At 71.4% G+C, this 19196-nt stretch carries 17 protein-coding genes; 8 read left to right on the top strand and 9 right to left on the bottom strand.

Going from position 1 to position 19196, the window contains the following annotated elements; all coding sequences use genetic code 11:
* Position 1 precedes the first annotated feature (1 nt).
* Complete coding sequence (locus C8250_RS16145; protein ID WP_138356776.1) at positions 2 to 1144, top strand: DUF475 domain-containing protein; 1143 nt, start codon at positions 2 to 4, stop codon at positions 1142 to 1144.
* Between the two features lie 88 nt (positions 1145 to 1232).
* The gene (locus tag C8250_RS16140) at positions 1233 to 1967 is read left to right on the top strand and encodes a Tellurium resistance (protein ID WP_138356777.1); all 735 of its coding nucleotides are present in this window, start codon (positions 1233 to 1235) and stop codon (positions 1965 to 1967) included.
* Between the two features lie 67 nt (positions 1968 to 2034).
* Here the strand turns inward: C8250_RS16140 and C8250_RS16135 are convergent, their stop codons facing one another.
* Positions 2035 to 2877, bottom strand: coding sequence for a TerD family protein (locus C8250_RS16135; protein WP_138356778.1), 843 nt, complete (start codon positions 2875 to 2877; stop codon positions 2035 to 2037).
* Positions 2878 to 3054: 177 nt separating this feature from the next.
* Here C8250_RS16135 and C8250_RS16130 point away from each other — a divergent pair, with 177 nt between their 5' ends.
* Genes C8250_RS16130 through C8250_RS16120 form a run of 3 tightly spaced genes read left to right on the top strand, consistent with a single transcriptional unit; the run spans position 3055 to position 7528 of the window.
* Positions 3055 to 4221 (top strand): HpcH/HpaI aldolase/citrate lyase family protein, encoded by a 1167-nt coding sequence (locus C8250_RS16130; protein WP_138356779.1) that lies wholly within the window; start codon positions 3055 to 3057, stop codon positions 4219 to 4221.
* A gap of 44 nt (positions 4222 to 4265) precedes the next feature.
* The gene (locus C8250_RS16125) at positions 4266 to 6686 is read left to right on the top strand and encodes a phosphoribosyltransferase (RefSeq protein WP_138356780.1); all 2421 of its coding nucleotides are present in this window, start codon (positions 4266 to 4268) and stop codon (positions 6684 to 6686) included.
* Positions 6683 to 7528, top strand: a complete 846-nt coding sequence (locus tag C8250_RS16120) for an HAD family hydrolase (RefSeq protein WP_138356781.1) — start codon at positions 6683 to 6685, stop codon at positions 7526 to 7528. Before C8250_RS16125 ends, C8250_RS16120 begins: the two co-directional genes overlap by 4 nt.
* Positions 7529 to 7553: 25 nt before the next feature.
* Here C8250_RS16120 and C8250_RS16115 read toward each other — a convergent pair whose 3' ends face one another.
* A complete protein-coding gene (locus C8250_RS16115) occupies positions 7554 to 8180 on the bottom strand; it encodes a nucleoside/nucleotide kinase family protein (RefSeq protein ID WP_198359016.1) in 627 nt (208 codons plus the stop codon).
* A gap of 35 nt (positions 8181 to 8215) precedes the next feature.
* Between C8250_RS16115 and C8250_RS16110 the strand changes: the two genes are divergently transcribed.
* A complete protein-coding gene (locus tag C8250_RS16110; protein WP_138356783.1) occupies positions 8216 to 8875 on the top strand; it encodes an O-methyltransferase in 660 nt (219 codons plus the stop codon).
* Positions 8876 to 9068: 193 nt separating this feature from the next.
* Here C8250_RS16110 and C8250_RS16105 read toward each other — a convergent pair whose 3' ends face one another.
* From C8250_RS16105 to C8250_RS16080, 6 genes are read right to left on the bottom strand one after another with little or no spacing between them, the layout of a single operon-like run.
* Positions 9069 to 9611 (bottom strand): DUF4383 domain-containing protein, encoded by a 543-nt coding sequence (locus C8250_RS16105; RefSeq protein WP_138356784.1) that lies wholly within the window; start codon positions 9609 to 9611, stop codon positions 9069 to 9071.
* A gap of 54 nt (positions 9612 to 9665) precedes the next feature.
* Positions 9666 to 10367 carry an HAD family phosphatase gene (locus C8250_RS16100; RefSeq protein ID WP_307811581.1) on the bottom strand — a complete coding sequence of 234 codons (702 nt, stop codon included), beginning with the start codon at positions 10365 to 10367 and terminating at the stop codon, positions 9666 to 9668.
* Complete coding sequence (locus C8250_RS16095) at positions 10364 to 11467, bottom strand: ABC transporter ATP-binding protein (RefSeq protein WP_138356785.1); 1104 nt, start codon at positions 11465 to 11467, stop codon at positions 10364 to 10366. The genes C8250_RS16100 and C8250_RS16095 overlap by 4 nt, the downstream gene beginning before the upstream one ends.
* Complete coding sequence (locus C8250_RS16090; RefSeq protein WP_138356786.1) at positions 11464 to 12348, bottom strand: ABC transporter permease subunit; 885 nt, start codon at positions 12346 to 12348, stop codon at positions 11464 to 11466. The genes C8250_RS16095 and C8250_RS16090 overlap by 4 nt, the downstream gene beginning before the upstream one ends.
* Positions 12336 to 13190, bottom strand: coding sequence for an ABC transporter permease subunit (locus tag C8250_RS16085; protein WP_138356787.1), 855 nt, complete (start codon positions 13188 to 13190; stop codon positions 12336 to 12338). The genes C8250_RS16090 and C8250_RS16085 overlap by 13 nt, the downstream gene beginning before the upstream one ends.
* Positions 13190 to 14353 (bottom strand): ABC transporter substrate-binding protein, encoded by a 1164-nt coding sequence (locus C8250_RS16080; RefSeq protein WP_138356788.1) that lies wholly within the window; start codon positions 14351 to 14353, stop codon positions 13190 to 13192. The genes C8250_RS16085 and C8250_RS16080 overlap by 1 nt, the downstream gene beginning before the upstream one ends.
* A gap of 277 nt (positions 14354 to 14630) precedes the next feature.
* Here C8250_RS16080 and C8250_RS16075 point away from each other — a divergent pair, with 277 nt between their 5' ends.
* Both C8250_RS16075 and C8250_RS16070 read left to right on the top strand, forming a co-directional pair.
* Positions 14631 to 15359, top strand: a complete 729-nt coding sequence (locus C8250_RS16075) for a GntR family transcriptional regulator (RefSeq protein ID WP_138356798.1) — start codon at positions 14631 to 14633, stop codon at positions 15357 to 15359.
* Between the two features lie 103 nt (positions 15360 to 15462).
* On the top strand, positions 15463 to 17406 hold the full coding sequence (locus tag C8250_RS16070) for a phospholipase C, phosphocholine-specific (RefSeq protein WP_244809163.1): 1944 nt from the start codon (positions 15463 to 15465) through the stop codon (positions 17404 to 17406).
* 63 nt (positions 17407 to 17469) lie between these two features.
* Here C8250_RS16070 and C8250_RS16065 read toward each other — a convergent pair whose 3' ends face one another.
* Positions 17470 to 19086, bottom strand: coding sequence for a TauD/TfdA family dioxygenase (locus C8250_RS16065; RefSeq protein ID WP_244809161.1), 1617 nt, complete (start codon positions 19084 to 19086; stop codon positions 17470 to 17472).
* Between the last annotated feature and the right edge of the window lie 110 nt (positions 19087 to 19196).

Below are 19196 nucleotides of genomic sequence, written 5' to 3'. Positions count from 1 at the left end.
CGTGCTCCTCAAGACATTTGGCTGGTCGTTCGGCATCACTGCCGCCGGCCTGGCCTTGGCTGGGTACCTCTGGGGGTGGGAGGGGCTCGCGGTGGTCGCGATCCTCTCGGTCCTGGAGATCTCCCTGTCATTCGACAACGCGGTGATCAACGCCGGGATCCTCCGGAAGATGAACGCCTTCTGGCAGAAGATGTTCCTCACCGTCGGCATCCTGATCGCCGTCTTCGGTATGCGGCTGGTGTTCCCGGTCGTCATCGTCTCCATCACCGCCAAGCTCAGCCCGGTCGAGGCGGTCGACGTCGCGATCAACGACCCCGACCGCTACGAGGCGCTGGTCACCGGCGCGCACCCGTCGATCGCGGCGTTCGGCGGGATGTTCCTGCTCATGATCTTCCTCGACTTCATTTTCGAGGAGCGGGACATCCGGTGGCTCGGCTGGCTGGAGAAGCCGCTGGGCAAGCTCGGCAAGCTGGACATGCTCTCCGTCGTGATCGCCATGGTCGTGCTGCTCGTCGCCGCGACCACGGTCGCCACCAGTGTTCCGGTGCACGGCGGGGACGGGACGATCGACAAGGCCGCGACGGTGCTGCTGTCCGGGATCGCCGGGCTCATCACGTATCTGGTCGTCGGCGGGATCTCCGGCTACTTCGAGGACCAGCTGGAGGAGGCGGAGGACGACGCGGACGAGGAGGCCGAGGCGGGTGCCAAGAAGGGCAGCACCGCGGCCGTCGTCGGGCTGGCCGGCAAGGCCGCGTTCTTCATGTTCCTGTACCTCGAAGTCATCGACGCGTCGTTCTCGTTCGACGGTGTCATCGGCGCGTTCGCCATCACCAACGACATCTTCGAGATGGCGCTCGGCCTCGGTATCGGCGCCATGTACATCCGGTCGCTGACCGTGTACCTGGTCCGCAAGGGCACCCTGGACGACTACGTGTACCTGGAGCACGGCGCGCACTACGCGATCGGCGCGCTGGCGGTCATCCTCCTCGTCACGATCAAGTACGAGATCAACGAGGTCATCACCGGCCTCGTCGGCGTCGTGTTGATCGCTGCTTCCTACTGGTCCTCGGTGGTGCGAAACCGGCGGATCGGGGAAAACTCAGAGGGGTCGAACGATACGGCGGAAGTCTCATCCGGGGTCTGACAGCTCTGACAGTCTGAACCCCGGAGCGAGAAGTCCCGCCCCCCGCCGATCCGGCGGGGGGCGGTGTCCGTTCAGGGGAGGGGTAGTCATGGCCTGGTGGAAGTTCCTGCGGCCCAGTGGCGCGACGCAGTTCGACGTCGCCAACGCGCACACCGTGGAGCTCACGAAGCGGCACCCCATGGTGTCGCTGAGCAAACAGGGCGCGGCCGTCGGCAACCTGCGGATCAACCTTTCCTGGGAAATGCGCACTTCGGACACCGGCGGGTGGAACAAACAGGGCGGCGGCGGGCTGTTCAGCCGCCGGATGAACCTGTTCAAGCCGGAGATCGTGCAGGCGGCGGGGCCGGCGATGGTCAATGTCGACCTGGACCTGGCGTGCATGTACGAGCTCGCCGACGGGACGAAGGGCGTCGTCCAGCCGCTCGGCAACTTCCTGGGCGACCTGAACGAGCCGCCGTACGTCAAGCTCAGCGGCGACGACCGGTTCGGCGGCACCTCGGGCGAGACGATCTACATCAACTTCGACAAGCGGGACGAGTTCGTCCGGCTGCTGGTGTTCGTCTACATCTACGACGGCACACCCGCCTTCGACCGCACCCACGCCATGGTCACGCTCTTCCCCAGCTCGGGTCCGCGGATCGAGATCCCGCTGAGCGAGCGCGAGCCGCAGGCGCGGTCCTGTGCGGTGGTGCTGATCGAGAACCGCAAGGGTGAGCTGATGGTGCGGCGCGAGGTGAAGTACGTCTACGGGTTCCAGGCCGAGATAGACCGGCTGTACGGCTGGGGCCTGCAGTGGGGCCGGGGCTACAAGACCAAGGTGTGACGGCCCGCCGATGGCAGGACGCCGTCCCGGGCCGGTGCCAGGGCCGGCCCCGGCCCCCGGGCGGCGTCTAGCGGCGGCCGGTCTGGAACTGGGGGCCCTGGGGAGGCAGCACGAAGCCGGGGGAGGCCGCCACCGGCTGCGGGTAACCGTAGGCCGGTGCGGCGGGCTGGGGGCGCTGCTGCGGCGGCTGGGGGTACCCGTAGGCGGGCTGGGCCGGTACGTGGCCGGGAGCGGGCTCCGGGAGCGGGTAGCCGTACGCGGAGGTGGCCTCGGGCTCCGGGACGGCGGGCGGCGCGTGCACGGGCCCGCGGGAGCCCGCGGCGGGGCCGGAGCCGGGGTCCGCGCCGGATTCCGCCTCGTCATCGACGGCGATGCCGAATTCGGTGGCGAGGCCGACGAGGCCGGTCGCGTAGCCCTGGCCGAGCGCGCGGAACTTCCACGTGGTGTCGCGGCGGTACAGCTCGCCGCAGATCAGCGCGGTCTCGTCGCCGGTGTCGGGGGTGACGTCGAAGGTGGCCAGCGGGGCGGAGCCGGCGGCCGCACCGGTGTCGAAGAGCAGAACGTGCAGGTCGGGGACCTGCCCGAAGGAGCCGCCGTCGGCGGACGCGGCGATGACGACGCGGGCCACGGAGGCGTCCAGCGACGTCAGATCCACCTCGACGGTGTCGGTGAGACCCTCGGCGACCCGCTTCTTGGGCAGGTGCCGGGCGAGCCCTGACGGATGCCTCGGCTCGTTGTAGAAGACGAAGTCCGCATCGGAGCGGACCCGGCCGTCCGCGCCCAGCAGCAGGGCCGAGGCGTCGACGTCGGGGACACCGGCGCCGGGGCTCCAGCGCAGCACCGCCCTGATCCCCAGGACGTCCAGGGGGATGTTCGAGCCCTTCACCATCGCGTGCGTCATGGCGGTCATCCTGCCTTCCCGGGTGCGCGGGCCACAACGCAGGGGACTGGACGCGCCGTGAGCGGTCATACGACGGACGTGCGGGGGTTACCTGATTTTCACGCACGGGGGGAACGTCAGTCGTGTGACCGCACGTACGATAATCCGCCAGATGCTATTCGGTCAGCCATGCATAAAAGGGGGCATATGCGCCACTTCGGACACCTTGCGACGGACGTACGGAACGACCTGTTCCACCGCGAGCCGCAGGAATTCACCGCGGACTCTTCCGCCAACACGCTCTCCGTCGCCCTGGGCGCGACCCTCTACAGCCCGGCGACCCGGCCGCACCTGGCCGACGACGTACTGAAGCAGGCCGCGCACGGTGTCGTGTCCATGGTGCTGTGCCTGGAGGACTCGATAGACGACCGCGAGGTCGTCGACGCCGAGGCCAATCTGGTCCGGCAGTTCGCCGAGCTCGACCGGCGGCAGGGCGCCGGCGACCCTCCGCTGCTGTTCATCCGGGTCCGGACCCCGGCGCAGATCGTCGACCTGGTGCAACGGCTCGGTGACACCGTGCGACTGCTGTCCGGATTCGTACTGCCGAAGTTCACCGAGGAGAGCGGCGTCCCCTTCATGGAGGCGCTGGCCGTCGCGGAGTCCGCCTGCGGCCACCGGCTCTTCGCCATGCCGGTCCTGGAGTCCCCGCAGCTGATGCACCTGGAGAGCCGCGTCGAGACGCTCTCCGGGATCTACCGCACGGTCGACAAGTACCGGGACCGCGTGCTGGCGCTGCGGCTGGGCGTGACGGACTTCTGCTCCTCGTACGCGCTGCGCAGGGCGCCCGCGATGACGGCGTACGACGTCCAGATCGTCGCCTCGGTGATCGCCGACGTCGTCAATGTCTTCGGCCGGGCCGACGGGACCGGGTTCACCGTGACCGGGCCGGTGTGGGAGTACTTCCGGCACCACGAGCGGATGTTCAAGCCGCAGCTGCGCCGCAGCCCCTTCACCCCGGAGGCGGAGGACCTGCGCACCGCGCTCATCGAGCACGACATGGACGGGCTGCTCCGCGAGATCGAGCTGGACCGGGCCAACGGCCTGCAGGGCAAGACCTGCATCCACCCCACCCATGTGTTCCCCGTGCACGCGCTGAACGTGGTCACGCACGAGGAGTACAGCGACGCCGCCGACATCCTCCACGAGGACCGCACCGGCGGCGGGGTCCTGCGCTCCTCGTACACGAACAAGATGAACGAGGTGAAGCCGCACCGGGCCTGGGCCGAGCGCACCATGCGCCGCGCCGAGATCTTCGGGGTGGCCCGCGCCGACATCGGCTTCGTGGAACTGCTCGCGGCCTGTCTGCCGTCCTGATCAACGCCGCGTTTGTTTTGCCGCACAGAAGTGAGAACCACCGCATGGCAGCAACACCGACATGGTCCGGCCAGTGGGTCGCCGACCGGCTGGACATCGCCCTCGAAGGGGAGGGGCTGAGCGAGCTGCTCGGGCTCGCGCTGCGGGACAACCCGAAGCGCGCGCACCTGCTGGTGTCGAACGTGCTGGGCAAGCACGTTCCCCAGCACCCCTTCGACGTCCACACCGCCGGGTACGGCCTCGGCCGCCGGGTGCGGGAGCTGCTCGGTGACGAGGAGGCCGCGCGGTCCGTCGTGCTCGGCTACGCGGAGACCGCGACGGGCCTGGGGCACGCGGTGGCCGACGGGGTCGCCCTCGCGCCGTATCTGCACTCGACGCGGCGCTTGGTCGCCGGGGTCGCGGCGGCCGGCGGCTTCGAGGAGGAGCACAGCCACGCGACCGGTCATCTGCTGCTGCCGGCGGATCCAGGGCTGCTGACCGGGGACGGGCCGCTGGTGCTGGTCGACGACGAGTTCTCGACCGGTCAGACCGTCCTCAACACGATCAGGGACCTGCACGCCCGCCACCCGCGCGCCCACTACGTGGTCGTCGCGCTCGTCGACATGCGGTCGGACGCGGACCGGGAGCGGCTGACGGAGTTCGCGGCCGGGCTCGGCGCGCGCATCGACCTGCTGTCGCTGGCGTCCGGCACGGTCCGGCTGCCGGAGGGCGTGCGGGAACGCGGCCAGGCGCTCGTCAGGGCGAGCGTCACCCCGCCGCCCGCGCCCGCGACGGCGTACGAGGCGGTCCGGGTGGACCTCGGCTGGCCCCAAGGGCTGCCGGACGGTGGACGGCACGGCTTCACGCCCGCGGACCGGGAGCGGCTGGAGGCGGCGCTGCCGTCGATGGCCGAGGCGGTCCGCCTGGCGCTCCCGGCGCAGGACCCGCGCCGCATCCTCGTCCTCGGCAACGAGGAGCTGATGTACGCGCCGCTGCGGCTCGCCCAGGAGATCCAGGACGGGACCGGTGCCGAGGTCCGGTTCTCCACCACCACCCGCTCGCCCGTGCTGGCCGTGGACGACCCCGGCTATGCGATCCGCAGCCGGATCGTCTTCCCCGCGCACGACGACCCCTCCGACGGGCCCGGCCCGCGCTACGCCTACAACGTCGCGGGCGGCGGCTTCGACGTGATCGTCGCCGTCGTGGACTCGGCGGGGGACACCCCGGCGCTGCACGCGCCCGACGGGCTGCTCGCGCATCTCGCGGCTCACACCGGGCAGGTACTGCTCGCGGTCGTGCCCGCGTACCAACCGAACGGACAGGTTCAGCAGATGGCCCAGACCCCCACGCTTCCCTCCCCCCTGCGCGGTCCGGCGTTCTCGTCGTACGCGGCGGACGAGGTCGGGTGGTTGCTGAAGGACCTGTCGGACGTCGAGCTGGAGGCGCCGACCGAGGAGCGCGAGGAGGCGATCCAGAGCGGTGGGGCGCACTACGCGGAGTCGCTGCCGGTGGAGTACCAGCCGAGCGAGGCGTACCAGGCGCTGTTCCGCGCCGCGCTGGACACCTCGGCCGACCGGATCGCGCGGGCGGTGGGCACCGTCACCGAGCTGGTGCTCGCCGAGCGCGGCCCGGACGCCGTACTCGTCTCGCTGGCGCGCGCCGGCACCCCGGTCGGGGTGCTGATGCGCCGCTGGGCGCGGCACGCGCACGGCCTGGACCTGCCGCACTACGCCGTGTCGATCGTGCGCGGCCGGGGCATCGACACCACCGCGCTGCGCTGGCTGGCCGAGCACCACGACCCGGAGCAGGTCGTCTTCGTCGACGGCTGGACCGGCAAGGGCGCGATCACCCGGGAACTGGCCGAGGCCGTCAAGCCGTTCGGGAACTTCGACCCGGACATCGCGGTGCTCGCGGACCCGGGCGGCTGCGTGGGCACCTACGGCACCCGTGACGACTTCCTCATCCCCTCCGCCTGCCTCAACTCCACCGTCTCCGGGCTCATCTCGCGCACCGTGCTGCGCGCGGACCTGATCGGGCCCGACGAGTTCCACGGCGGGAAGTTCTACCAGGAGCTGGCCGGCGCGGATGTCTCCGGGCTCTTCCTGGACACGGTGACGGCCCGCTTCGACGACGTCGCCGACGCGGTCGCCGAGGACGTGAAGGCACTGCGGTCGCAGGACCGCAGCCCCACCTGGGAGGGCTGGGCCGCCGTCGAGCGGATCAGCGAGGAGTACGGCATCGGGGACGTGAACCTCGTCAAGCCCGGTGTCGGCGAGACGACGCGGGTGCTGCTGCGCCGCGTCCCGTGGAAGATCCTGGCGCAGCGCGGCGCCGGCGCGGACCTGGACCACGTCCGGCTGCTCGCCGAGCAGCGCGGGGTGCCGGTGGAGGAGGTGGACGGGCTGCCGTACTCGTGTGTCGGCCTGATCCACCCGCGGTTCACCAGAGGCGCCACCGGTACCGACGGCAAGGCGGTCGCCCGATGAGCGCCGGATTCCGTACCCTCGCCGCCAGCGACCTGGACCGGACGCTGATCTACTCCTCGGCCGCGCTCGCGCTCGGCATGCCCGACGAGCAGGCGCCGCGGCTGCTCTGCGTCGAGGTGCACGAGGCGAAGCCGCTGTCGTTCCTGACGGAGACGGCCGCCGCGCTGGTGCAGCGGCTGGCCGCCGAGGCGGAGTTCGTGCCGGCCACCACCCGGACGCGCAAGCAGTACCGGCGGATCAGTCTGCCGGGCCCGGTACCGCGATTCGCGATCTGCGCGAACGGCGGCCATCTGCTGGTCGACGGCCGCACCGACCAGGACTGGAACGCCGAGATGCGCCGCCGCCTCGCGGACGGTTCGGTGCCGCTGGCCGAGGTGCGCGCGCATCTGGCGCGGGTGACGGACCCGGCGTGGCTGCGCAAGGAGCGGGTGGCCGAGGACCTGTTCGCGTATCTCGTGGTGGAGCGGTCGCTGCTGCCCGAGAACTTCGTGAAGGACCTCACCGAGTGGGCCGACAGCCGCGGCTGGACGGTGTCGCTGCAGGGCCGGAAGATCTACACGGTCCCCAAGCCGCTGCGCAAGAGCGCGGCGCTCGAGGAGGTCGTCCGGCGGACCGGTGCCGACCAGGTGCTGGCCGCGGGCGACTCCCTTCTGGACGCCGATCTGCTGATGGCCGCCGACGCCGGCTGGCAGCCGGGGCACGGCGAACTGGCGGACAGCGGCTGGCGGGCGCCGCATGTGACGCCGCTCGCCACGGTGGGTGTCGCTGCGGGCGAGGAGATCCTGCGGCGGATGCTCGCGCAGGTCGCGGCCGGCGCGGAGGACGGTGCCGCGGCCGCCTGACACCGCTCTCGGCGTAGGCCGTTGGTCACTCCCTGGTGGTGACCACCCGGTTGCAGTTGGCGCGGGCGGCCTCGACCCGGTCCGCGTTGGGGCGCTCGCTGGACGCTATGAAGGCGTGCGCCTCGGGTTCGCTGCGCCCGCCGCGGATGTGGCGGCGCAGCAGCCGGCGCTCGCGTACCGCCTGCGGGGCGTCGACGAACCACAGTTCGTCGAGCAGATCGCGTACCGCCTCCCAGCCCGGCCCGTCGTCGGCCAGGTAGTTCCCCTCCGTGACGATCAGCCGCACCTGCGGGAGGACGACCAGGCCCGCGGCGATCGGCTCCTCCAGCCGGCGGTCGAACTCGGGGACGTAGACGGGGCGTTCATGGCTGGAGCGCAGCCGGCGCAGCAGCTGGACGTAGCCGTCGACGTCGAAGGTGTCGGGCGCGCCCTTGCGGCCGGCCCGGCCCAGCCGTGCCAACTGGGCGTTGGACAGATGGAAACCGTCCATCGGGACGTACGCCGCCATGTCCGCGCCGAGCCGCGCGTTGACCCCGCCGACCAGCCGGCGGGCGAGGGTGGACTTGCCCGCGGCGGGCGCGCCCGCCATCCCCAGCAGGGCCCTGCGGCCTGGAATGCTGGGCACAAGGGCGATGGCGTCATCGACGAGCATGCCCGTCACCTTAAGCGTCCATCCGAGGAGAAGCCTTGTACGAGACGAAGAATCCGCAGCTCACCCCCGAGCTGTACGCATATGTACTCGCGCACAACCCGCCGCTGGACCCGGTGCAGCGGGAACTCGTCGAGCTCACCCACACCCGGCTCGCGGATGTCTCAGGACTGCAGACCGCGGAGGAGCAGGGCCCGCTGCTCGCCTTCCTGGTGCGGCTGGTCGGGGCCCGCCGCATCGTCGAGGTCGGCACGTTCACCGGGTTCTCCACTCTGTCGATGGCCCAGGCGATGCCGGCGGACGGACAGCTCATCGCCTGTGACGTCTCCGAGGAGTGGACGGCCGTCGGCCGCGAGGCCTGGGCGAAGGCGGGCGTGGCGGACCGGATCGACCTGCGGATCGCTCCGGCACTGGACACGCTGCGCGCGCTGCCCGAGGGGCCGTGGATCGACTTCGTCTTCCTCGACGCGGACAAGGTCAGTTACGTCGCGTACTGGGAGGAGCTGGTGCCGCGGATGAACCCCGGCGGCCTGATCGTCGCCGACAACACGCTCTTCCACGGTGCGGTCGCCGATCCGGCCGTCGAGGGCCCCGCGGCGGCCATCCGCGCCTTCAACGACCGGGTGCGCTCGGACGACCGGATGGACGACGTACTGCTCACCGTCGCGGACGGCCTCACCATCGCCCGCAGGCGGTAGCTCCTCCCGGGCGTTCCGGCGACCGGTGCCAGGGCCTGTCCGGCGGATCAGGGGCGGCCCCTTCGCCGCCTGGCACGGCAGCTCGCGGCGTTGCCGAAACACCCACATACAAAAGCGTATGCGGGCATTCCGGCGCCTTGCGATCTACCGCACCAGACGACGCCTGGACCGCCCCTGATCCGCCGGACAGGCCCTAATGCTGAGGCAGCCCGCGAGGCGGGGTCCGGCGGGCGGCCGCAGCCGCTCGTGCCGCCGCCTCGCGCGCCGCCGCTTCGGGGTGGCGCTGTCGCCAGTACGGGTTGTCGTGCGGGAGGCCGCCGGTGACGCGGCCGTACATGCCGAACATGAGGAGCATGATGCCGACGACGAAGCTGAAGATCACGTTGGGCATCTCGAACGCCAGGAAGTTGTGGCTGCTGTCCAGCAGGGCGAGATTCACGAAGCCGCTGAGGATGAACAGGGTCCCGAGGACCATGTTCAGGTTCGAGGCGATGTTCCCGCCGATGACCATGCCCGCGAAGAGCAGCAGTCCGACGGCGATCGACAGGACACTCAGCGTGCCGTTGGTGTTGAGTCCAGCCACCGTGTCACCGTGGGTGTCCAGGAACGGGACCTGGTTCAGTAGCCCCAGGATGCCGAAGACCAGCAGCACCAGCCCCGTGAGGCCCGCGCCGACGCGGTAGACCTGGCTCAGCCGGTGATCAGCGGGCAGATGCTCGTCGAGTCGTATGACCATGAGCGGCCTCCTTGGCGGAAGCGGGGGCAAGCGGAACCACATGCCCCACTTAACTCAAGCATCCTCCCGGCGGGCCTCTTCATCAACTGTTCCGCCGGCTGCCGCCCGGTCCGCGACGAGGGAGCGCAGCAGCGCGGGCCCCGCCTGCTCCAGGCTGCGCAGCACCGTCCGGCCCGGTGCGGGCAGGATCGGCACGACGGACGGCACGGCCAGCACCTGGCACCCCGCGGCCTCGGCGGAGGCCACCCCGGTGGGGGTGTCCTCCACGGCGACGCAGCGGGCCGGATCGGCGCCGAGCAGCCGGGCGGCGGCCAGATACGGGTCCGGAGCGGGCTTGGTGCGGGGGGTGTCGTCGGCGGTGACGGAGACCGCGAAGTTCTCCCGGCCGAGCACGTCGAGCACCAGCTCCACGACGCGCCGCGGCGAGGCGGACACCAGCGCCGTCGTCACCCCCTCCGCGCGCAGCCGGGCCAGCAGCACGGTCGCACCGGGGCGCGGCCGTACCTCGCGGGCCACCAGCTCGGCGAAGCGGGCGTCCAGCTCCGCCGCCAGGTGCTCACGGGTGCGGGCGGTCCCGGTGGCCGTGAGCAGATGGCCGGTGGTGTGGTCGACGGACCGGCCCAGCACGTCGGGGACGTCCGCGTCGGTCAGCGTGTAGCCGAGCGCCGACGCGGTCTCGGCGACCGTGTCCCACCACACCCCCTCGGTGTCGACCAGCGTGCCGTCCATGTCGAAGAGCACCGCCTGAAGCGTCACGCGGTGGGTCCGTCGACGAGCACGGGGCGCTGCGGGAGGGTCACGGTGACGGTCGCGCCGGCCGGCAGGGTGGCCGCGCGGTGGCTGGGCACGTCCGCTTTGACCGTCGCGCCGTCCGGCAGCGACAGGGTGAGACGGGTGACCGAGCCGTGGAAGGCGGCGGTGAGCACCCGGGAGCGGCCCTCGCCGTCGGCGGTGGCCTCCAGGGCCTCCGGCCGGACCAGGACGTCCACCGGGCCCTGCGCCGGGGCGGCGCCGCGCACCGGCAGCCGCTGTCCGAGCACCTCCACGTCACCGTCCGCCATGACGCCCGGCAGCCGGTTCATGGTGCCGACGAACTCGGCGACGAACGCCGTCGCGGGCGTGTCGTACAGCTCGGCGGGGGCCGCGACCTGCTCCAGCCGGCCGTCGCGCATCACCGCGACCCGGTCGGCCGTCGACAGCGCCTCCTCCTGGTCGTGCGTGACGAAGACGGTGGTGATCCGCAGCTCCTGCTGCAGCCGCCTGATCTCCTCGCGCAGCGTCACCCGGACCTTGGCGTCCAGCGCGGACAGCGGTTCGTCCAGCAGCAGCACCTTGGGCCGCAGCGCCAGCGCGCGGGCGAGCGCCACGCGCTGCTGCTGGCCGCCGGAGAGCTGGTGCGGGAAGCGGTCGGCGTGCTGCGGCAGCCCGACCAGCTCCAGCAGTTCATGGGCGCGCTTCCGGCGCTCGGCGGCGCCGGTCCGCCGCATCTTCAGGCCGAACGCGACGTTGTCGGCGGCCGTCAGGTGCGGGAAGAGGCTGTACGACTGGAAGACCATCCCGGCGTCGCGGCGGTGCGCGGGCACCCCGCTGATGTCCTGGCCGTCGACCAGGACCTGGCCGGAGTCGGGACGTTCGAAGCCGGCCAGCATCCGCAGCGCGGTGGTCTTGCCGCAGCCGGACGGGCCGAGCAGCGCGAGCAGCTCACCGGGACGGGCGGTCAGGTCCAGGCCGTCGAGCGCCACGGTGGCGCCGAACGACTTGCTGAGCGCGCGGAACTCGACGGTGGTGGCCGTCGAGGAGTCCGCGGGGTCCGGGGCGGACGTGGTGGCCTTGGTGGAAGCCGTGGCGGCGGTCATGCCACCTCCTGTGCGATGGGTGCGGGAGCGGCCGCGTCGCGGCCGGCCCGGCGGGAGCGGGACAGGGAACGGGACCGGTCGCGGGGCCGGCCCAGGGCGGCGAACACCAGCAGCAGCATCCAGGTGACCACCAGGCTCAGCACCGAGACGGCCACCGACAACTGCGCCTGGTTGCCTCCGGTGTTGACGATCCACACCGCGAACGGCTGGTACCCGAGCAGGGCGCCGACGGTGTACTCGCCGAGAACCAGCGCGAGGGTGAGGAAGGACGCGTTCAGCAGCGCGCCGCGCAGGTTGGGCAGCACCACCTGCAGGACGGCCCGCGGAGCGCTCGCGCCGCAGCTGCGCGCGGCCTCCACCAGGACGCGGACGTCGACCGCGCGCAGCCCGGAGTCCAGCGCCCGGTAGGCGAGCGGCAGCGCCATCACCGTGTAGGCGAGGACCAGGACGAACGGGAACCGCTTGTCCTGCACGGCGGTGAACGTCTGGAACAGCGGGGTGCGCGACAGGTGTTCCGGGCCCCAGCGCAGCACGCTGCTGTAGCCGGAGACCAGCGCCACCGACGGGACCACCAGCGGCAGCGAGCAGATGATCTCCAGGACCGGCCGCAGCCGGGGAGCGCCGAGGCGCACCGCGACGAGCGCCGGGACCAGCAGCACCATCACCAGGACGATGGTCGCGGCGGCCAGCTCCAGGGTGAGCAGCAGGCTGTCGGTGAAGCCGTCCGCGCTGACGATGCCGCTGTACGCGTCCAGGGTGAAGCCCTGGCCCGGGACGTCCACGGTGAAGATCACCGAGGCGGCCACCGGGACCAGGAAGTACAGGCCGGCCAGCAGGCCGACGGCGCCGCGCCACAGCGGCTTGCGGGTCAGTCGAGCCATCGTGCGCTCCTTCGCTGGAGGGGGACGTAGACCGCCATGACGAGCCCGGCGACCACGACCATGTCCAGGCTGAGCGCGAGCGCGATGTTGCCCTGGCCGACCAGGACGTTGCCGGACAGCGCGTCGGCGATCTGCACGGTGATCAGCGGCACCGAGCCGCTGCCCAGCGCGGCGGCCGTGGCGTAGGCGGCGAAGGCGCTGCCGAAGAGCAGCACGTAGCCGCCGAGCAGGGACGGGGCCAGCACCGGCAGCGCGACGTACCGCCAGTACTGGAAGCCGGTGGCGCCGTTGTTCTGCGCGGCCTCGCGCCACTGCGTGCGCAGGCCCTCCAGCGCCGGGGTGATGGCCAGGACCATCAGCGGCAGCAGGAAGTAGAGGTAGACGATGACCAGGCCCCAGAACGTGTACAGGCTCCAGCCGGCACCGGTCAGGCCCAGGTGCTCGGTGAGGACGCCCGCGTTGCCGAGGGTGGCGATGAAGGCGAAGGCGAGCGGTACCCCGCCGAAGTTGGCGAGCACGCCGGACGCCGCGAGGACACCCTCGCGCAGGGCGCGGTGACGCGAGGTCACCACGGCCTGCGCGAGGGGGAGTCCGAGCACGGCGGCGAGCAGTGCGGACAGCGCCGACAGCTTGACGCTGCTGACCAGCCCGGTGAGGTAGGCGCCCTGCACGGAGTCCGTGAGGTTCGCCGTCGTCCACTGCGCGCCGCCGGGCGCGTCACTCGACGTACTGAAGGCACCGGTCAGCATGGCGACGGCGGGCAGGCCGAACGCCACCAGCATGAACAGCACGAGTGGCAGCGCCGCCAGCATGCCGGCCGGCGCCTTGGTCCTCAGGGTCATCAGGCGACGGCCTTGGCCCAGCCCTGGGTGACGGTCTTCTTGGCCGCGTCCACCTGCGCGGGCGTCGGGAAGGCCGGGGTGCCGGCGACGGCCGGCAGCTTGGCGGCGGCAGCGGCGTCGAGCGTGCCGGCCTGCTTGAGGGCGTCCATCAGCACGGGACGGGCGTAGCCCTTGAGCCACAGGTTCTGGCCCTCGGCGCTGTACAGGTACTCCTCCCACAGGCGGGCGGCGGCCGGGTGCGGCGCGTCCTTGTTCACGGCCTGCGCGTAGTACTGGGCGTAGACGCCGTCGCTGGGGATGGAGACCTTCCAGTCCACGTTCTTCGTCTTGAACTCGTCGGTGTAACCCGCGTTGAGGTAGTCCCAGTCGATGCTGATCGGCGTCTCGCCCTTCTGGACGGTCGCCGGGGTGGACTCCACCGGGTTGTAGTTGCCCGACTTCTTCAGCTGCCCGAAGAAGTCCAGACCGGGCTGGATGTTGTCGAACGAGCCCTTGTTGGCGATGGCCGCCGCGTAGACGCCGCCGAAGGCCGAACCGGACTTCGTCGGGTTGCCGTTCAGCGCCACCTGGCCCTTGTACTGCGGCTTGAGGAGGTCCGCGAAGGTCGAGGGGCACTCCTTGACGCGCTTGGCGTCGCAGCCGATCGAGACGTAGCCGCCGTAGTCGTAGTACCAGCGCGCCTGTGCGTCCTTCTGCGCCGCCGGGATCTTCTCGTAGTCCGCGACCTTGTACGAGGCGAACAGGCCCTGCGAGGCGCCGCTCAGCGCGAAGGCGCTGCCGAGGTCGACGACGTCGGGGGCGCGGTCCTGGCCCTTGCGGGTGCTGATCGCGGAGATCTCGATCTGGCTGGAGGCGTCGGGGTTCTCGACCTCGACCTTGATGCCGTACTTCTTGCTGAAGCCGTCGATGAGCGCGCCGTAGTTGGCCCAGTCGCGCGGCAGGGCGATCGCGTTGAGCTTGCCCTCCTTCTTCGCGGCGGCGACCAGGGCGTCCATCCCGCCGAACTCGGCGGCGGAGGTGGCGGTGGCGGCACTCTTCTTGCCGTCGGCCGCCGTGCTCTCGGTGGGTGCGGCGCCGCAGGCACTGAGGCCGAGCGCAGCTATGGCGAGGACACCTGCGAGGCCGGCGGCCCGGGGGCGGGGCAGAATCACGAGACTCTCCATGGGGACGGGAGATAGCCAGGGTTGGCTGTACAACTCGAACAATGACGACCTCAGTACGCCGCAGTCCAGTGTCCGGCGGATGAACGCGCCACTGCGTTCCGGTGTCGGCCGCGGGAATGACGCGGTTGCCCCGGAATCGGCGGTTGATTCGGCGGTTAGGGTCGGAGTGCGGTCCGTCGGTGGGCCGTCCGTGGGTGATCCGGCGGACAGGATCTAGGCTCGGTCGCCGGAGCAGTGATCGACGTGGGGGAGCAGCGTGGCGGACGGCCGGCAGACGATGTACCGGAAGGTGGCCGCCGACCTCCGGCAGGCCATCGCCGACGGCGCCTACGGGTCCGGCGGCCGACTGCCGGCCGAGGGCGAACTCGCCACCCGCTACGGCGTCTCGCGCGGCACCGTGCGCCAGGCCCTGGCCGTACTGCGGGCCGACGGGCTGGTCACCTCCAGGCGCGGCACCCGCCGCGTCGTGCTGGGCACCGCCCGGGTGCAGAGCTTCGGCGAGCTGCTCAGCTTCACCCGCTGGGCCCGCTCCATCGGCGAGGAGCCCGGCGGCCGGGTGGTGGAGATCATCCGCAGTCCCGCCGACGAGGTCGAACGTGAACAACTCCGGCTGGAACCGGACGCCGAGGTCTACCGCGTGCTGCGGGTCCGCACCCTGTCCGGCGTCCCGGTGATGGTGGAGCGCACCGTCTACCCCGAGCACATAGGCGCCCTCGTCGAGGCGCTGGACCCGCACGCGGTCTCGCACACCGTGCCGCTCCAGGAGCAGGGCGTGCTGTTCACCGACGCCCACCACACCATCGACCTGGCCCTCGCCGACGCCGACGACGCCCGGCTGCTCGGCTGCCTGGTGGGCGATCCGCTGCTGCGTGAGCGGCGCCGCACCACCGATCCGGCGGGTTCCCCGGTGGAGTGGTCGCAGGACCGCTACTTGCCGGGAACGGTGGCCTTCACCGTCCACAACTCGACGGCGGTCACCTCACTGTCCCGTCGCACGGGAATCTGACGAAACGTCTGTCTCCGGTCTTCCCCTGTTCATGTGCGACTGTCATCATCCTACTCGCCAGTAACCGCGAGTAACCCCCGCACCTCTCTGACCAGGAGGCACCGTGTCCGCCCTCTCCCGCCTGCCCGGAACCGGCATGTCCCGCCGCACGCTGCTCGGTTCGGCCGTCGCCACCGGCGCGGCCATCGGCACCGGCGTCCTGCCCGCCGGCCTGCAGCAGGCGCTGGCCGAGCCCGCACGACAGGGCACGCTGGACGATGTCGAACACGTCGTGGTCCTGATGCAGGAGAACCGCTCCTTCGACCACTACTTCGGCACCCTGAGCGGCGCCCGCGGCTACGGCGACAGCTCGCTGCTCCGCTTCCCGAACGGCTCCGACGTGCTGCACCAGCGGCTGCTCGGCTCCGTCGGCGGCACCAGCCTGCTGCCCTGGCACCTGGACACCACCACCTCCGACGCCCAGCGGATCTTCGACCTGGACCACTCCTGGGACGGCACCCACAGCGCCTGGGCCAACGGCCAGTACAACAACTGGATCCCCGCCAAGTCCTGGTACACGATGGGCTACTACCGGCGCCAGGACATCCCCTTCCAGTACGCGCTCGCCGATGCCTTCACCCTCTGTGACCAGTACTTCTGTTCCACCATGGCGTCCACCAACCCCAACCGCCTCTACCTGTGGTCCGGGACGGTCGACCCGCGCGGCACCGCCGGCGGCCCGGTCGTCGACAACAGCGAGAAGGGCTACACCTGGACGACCTATCCGGAGCGGCTGCAGGCAGCGGGCATCTCCTGGAAGGTCTACCAGCAGGAGGACAACTACGACGACAACGCCCTGGCCTGGTTCAGGCAGTACCAGAACGCCTCCAAGGACTCCCCGCTCTACGTGAACGGCATGGTCAAGCGCGGTGCGGACGACTTCGCCCAGGACGTGGCCAACGGAAAACTGCCCGCCGTCAGCTGGGTGGTGGCCCCCACCGACCAGTCGGAGCACCCCAACCACCCGCCGGCCCAGGGCGCCGACTTCACCTCCTCCTACGTGCTGGAGGCGCTCGCCGCCCACCCCGAGGTCTGGGCCAAGACCGTCGTCCTGCTCAACTACGACGAGAACGACGGCTTCTTCGACCACGTCATCCCGCCGGCCGCCCCCGCCGGCACCCCGGACGAGTTCATCAACGGCGCGCCCATCGGGCTCGGCCCGCGCGTCCCGATGATCGTCATATCGCCCTGGAGCCGCGGCGGCCGCATCAACTCCGAGGTCTTCGACCACACGTCGGTCCTGCGGTTCCTGGAGAACTGGACGGGGGTGCGCGAGCCCAACATCTCCGCCTGGCGCCGCACCGTCTGCGGCGACCTGATGTCGGCGTTCGACTTCCGGACGTCCACCACGACGTTCCCCGCCCTGCCCGACACCAAGAAGCTCCTGGCGGACCTGGCCGAGCAGCACAAGAAGGTGCTCCCGCCGCTCTTCCCGCCGGTGGTCCAGCACTTCCCCGAGGTGGAGCCGGGCGACCGCCCGGCGCTGCCCACCGGCTACCGCTTCGGCTCGTCCTCGCGGACCGACACCGCCAAGGGCCTGATCTGGATCACCGTGGACAACCTCGGCTCCCTCGGCGCCGGCCTGTCGATGTACACCGTCAACCACCGCAAGTTCGGCGCCTGGCGCTACACGCTGCCCGTGGGCGGCAGCATCACGGACTACTTCAGCGCCCAGGCCGTCAGCGGCGGCCCGTACGACATCGACACCCATGGCCCGGACGGATTCCTGCGCGGCTACAAGGGCGACGCCCGCACCTGGACCAACCCGGCGAAGGCGCACCCGGAGGTCTCGGCGGTCGAGGCGCCGGACGGCGTCCACCTCAAGCTCACCAACGCGGGTGGAAAGCCCGCGGTGTTCACCTTCCCGGGCCACCAGGTGACGGTCGCGCCCGGTGCCTCGGCGACCGCGGTCGTCCCGTCCGCCACCGCACGCCGCTACGACTTCACGGTGACGGCGGACACCGGCGACGGCTTCGAGCGCCGCTTCGCGGGACGGCTGCAGCCGTAGGTCACGGCTGATGCCGAGGGGGTCCGCCCGAGTCTTCGGCGGACCCCCTCCGGTCGTGCGGTCCTACCGCAACAGGCTTGCCAGCAGCGGCCGGTAGTGGGCGAAGTCCGCGGCCGCCGCCACCCGTACGTCCTTGGCGCCCTCGTCCCACCGGCGCAGCCGCACCGCCTCGGCGCCGAAGGCCTCCGCCTCGAAGTCACGTACCTCGCTCTGCGACATCGGCCCGCCCTGGACCCGCAGCGTGTGGACCGAGGCCTCGGACAGCCGCCCGAAGTACTCCGGCTCCACCGCGCACAGATACCGCTTGGCGGCGACGTGCAGCCGCACCGGCTCCGTCACCTCAGGTCCGAACCACCGCGCCAGCCACTCCGCGCCCGTGTGGCTGTGACGGTTGTCGGTCCCGGCCATCAGGTCCGCGCCGGTCACCGCCCCGTGGAAGTGACCCACGTCGTGCAGCAGCGCCGCGGCGACGAGAGCGGGCGCGGCGCCCGCGGCCTCCGCGAGGGAAGCGGCCTGCAGCATGTGCTGGGCCTGGGTGACGTCCTCGCCCAGGTACTGCTCGGCGCCCGCGCCGTCGAAGAGGGCGGCCAGCTCGTCGAGCGGCCGCTCCCGGCGCAGCACGGCGAGCGTGCTCGCGAGCCCGTCGAGGTCGGCGTAGCAGCCCTGCAGATGACGCTCACCGCTCTCGGCGAACGCGGTACGGGCGTGCAGCAGACGGGTGTTGTCGAAGACGAGACAGTCGCCGGGAGCCAGCCGGAAGTCCAGCCGCAGCTCCGCGCGCACCAGCAGCTCGCCGAAGGCCCGGTAGGCGCGGTAGAAGGAGTCCAGCGCCTCCCGCGACAGCCGCAGCGTCCCGATGGAGCGGTTGTTGAAGCGGACCTCACGGATCCGCCCGAGCGGGTCCACGTCGATCAGCGGCCGGTCGGCGCGCAGCGCGGTGCGGGCGTCGTCGAAGCGGAAGGGCACCAGGGTGCGGGTCAGCACCTCGAACGCGGCCGGGTCCTCGGTGCGCAGCAGCGCGGCGGCGGCGAAGCCGTCGACCAGCCCCGAGTCGCCGCCGACGGCGGCGTTCGTCAGACAGTGCAGCAGCTGCAGGGTCGGTACGGGGTCGCGGTACGGGTTGTCGGTGTGCGGGGTGATCGCCGCGCCGGTGAAGGCGAGGTTGTTCGGGTCCGCCTCGACGCGCACGTCGAACAGCGTGCCGTAGTTCGTCTCGCGGACATGGCCGAACGTCCCGGCGACGGCCAGCACCTGCCGCTCGGTGCGGGGCACGTCCCGCAGCAGGGCGAAGCCGAGCCGCTGGACGGACTCCAGCACCCGTATCCGCTCGGCCGGGTCGGCGAGATACGCCTCCCAGCCGGCCTCGGGCAGCCGCCCGTCCAGATCGGCGGCGCACCACAGCTGCTTGCCGGCCTCGGTACGGCCGTCGCCGCTGTCCCCGCTGCCGTCGCCGGGGTCGGGGTCGGCCGAGGCGAGCCACTCCGTCCCGTAGACGGACCGGTGGCCGTCGGGGAGCCACTCCACCTCGAACGCGAGCTCACCGGCCCGCACCTCGCCGACCGCCAAGTCCGTTGGCAGATCGGTGATCTGGAAGAGCTTCTGGCCGTTGCGCGGATCGCGGCACTGGGCGCAGCGGCAGTTGTCCCGCAGCCAGGCCGCCGGGAGACGGGTCAGGTCCATACGGTCCTCCATAAGTTGTCTAGCCAACTTTAGAAGGGAACCTCGCACGCGGTCATGAGGACCGACGGACGGCCACATGTCGCGAGGATGAACACCGGGTCCCGACGCGG

This window comes from Streptomyces sp. So13.3 (assembly GCF_005860785.2).
Taxonomy (GTDB): domain Bacteria; phylum Actinomycetota; class Actinomycetes; order Streptomycetales; family Streptomycetaceae; genus Actinacidiphila; species Actinacidiphila fildesensis.
Note: the sequence above shows the minus strand (reverse complement) of the source record. Positions and strands in the feature narration are given on the sequence as shown.

Coding starts and splice junctions, on each gene's coding strand:
- C8250_RS16090 (WP_138356786.1), bottom strand. CDS start 12,348: ATGGCTCGACTGACCCGCAAGCCGCTGTGGCGCGGCGCCGTCGGCCTG.
- C8250_RS16120 (WP_138356781.1), top strand. CDS start 6,683: ATGAGCGCCGGATTCCGTACCCTCGCCGCCAGCGACCTGGACCGGACG.
- C8250_RS16135 (WP_138356778.1), bottom strand. CDS start 2,877: ATGACCGCCATGACGCACGCGATGGTGAAGGGCTCGAACATCCCCCTG.
- C8250_RS16075 (WP_138356798.1), top strand. CDS start 14,631: ATGTACCGGAAGGTGGCCGCCGACCTCCGGCAGGCCATCGCCGACGGC.
- C8250_RS16065 (WP_244809161.1), bottom strand. CDS start 19,086: ATGGACCTGACCCGTCTCCCGGCGGCCTGGCTGCGGGACAACTGCCGC.
- C8250_RS16080 (WP_138356788.1), bottom strand. CDS start 14,353: ATGGAGAGTCTCGTGATTCTGCCCCGCCCCCGGGCCGCCGGCCTCGCA.
- C8250_RS16095 (WP_138356785.1), bottom strand. CDS start 11,467: ATGACCGCCGCCACGGCTTCCACCAAGGCCACCACGTCCGCCCCGGAC.
- C8250_RS16115 (WP_198359016.1), bottom strand. CDS start 8,180: ATGCTCGTCGATGACGCCATCGCCCTTGTGCCCAGCATTCCAGGCCGC.
- C8250_RS16105 (WP_138356784.1), bottom strand. CDS start 9,611: ATGGTCATACGACTCGACGAGCATCTGCCCGCTGATCACCGGCTGAGC.
- C8250_RS16140 (WP_138356777.1), top strand. CDS start 1,233: ATGGCCTGGTGGAAGTTCCTGCGGCCCAGTGGCGCGACGCAGTTCGAC.
- C8250_RS16130 (WP_138356779.1), top strand. CDS start 3,055: ATGCGCCACTTCGGACACCTTGCGACGGACGTACGGAACGACCTGTTC.
- C8250_RS16125 (WP_138356780.1), top strand. CDS start 4,266: ATGGCAGCAACACCGACATGGTCCGGCCAGTGGGTCGCCGACCGGCTG.
- C8250_RS16085 (WP_138356787.1), bottom strand. CDS start 13,190: ATGACCCTGAGGACCAAGGCGCCGGCCGGCATGCTGGCGGCGCTGCCA.